Source organism: Bacillus sp. F2HM, from assembly GCF_019266135.1.
Taxonomy (GTDB): Bacteria; Bacillota; Bacilli; order Bacillales; family Bacillaceae; genus Bacillus; species Bacillus safensis.
The window spans coordinates 1-531 of record NZ_LRMO01000043.1 but is presented as its reverse complement, the minus strand read 5'-3'; the positions used below and the strand labels follow the sequence as shown (position 1 = coordinate 531).

Here is a 531-nt window from a genome sequence, read left to right as displayed (position 1 = left end):
AGATCCATTTTATCCAGGCGAGCGCATGTACCGCACAGGCGATCTAGTGAAATGGACAGAGGATGGTGAGCTGATCTATCTCGGCAGAATAGACCATCAGGTCAATATCCGCGGCTTCCGTATTGAGCTGTCAGAAATTGAAGCGCAGCTTTTGACGCTGGATTCGGTCAAAGAAGCCGTCGTGACAACGGTCAAAGATGCGGGTGATCAGGACGCCCTTGCCGCTTACGTGATCACGAAGAACGATACAGATACAGAGGACTTAAAAGAAAGCCTAAAACGCACACTGCCTGAATACATGGTGCCATCATGGATCATAAAGCTAGACCAATTTCCAATGACGGCCAATGGAAAAGTTAATCTCAAAGCATTGCCAGCTCCTGATATGGAAGCAAACCAAACGGTATACGAAGCCCCAAGAGATGAAGTGGAAACGCTGCTTTGCGGCATTTGGGAAGATGTCCTTGGCGTCAGCCAAGTCGGCATTCACGATCACTTCTTCTTCCTTGGCGGAGATTCCATTAAAGGCAT

The 531-nt window shown here is 48.4% G+C and carries 1 protein-coding gene; it reads left to right on the top strand.

What is annotated here, in order from left to right:
- Positions 1-531, top strand: a 531-nt coding sequence (locus AWT60_RS18410) for an AMP-binding enzyme (protein WP_218677603.1), incomplete at both ends; no start/stop codon positions are given.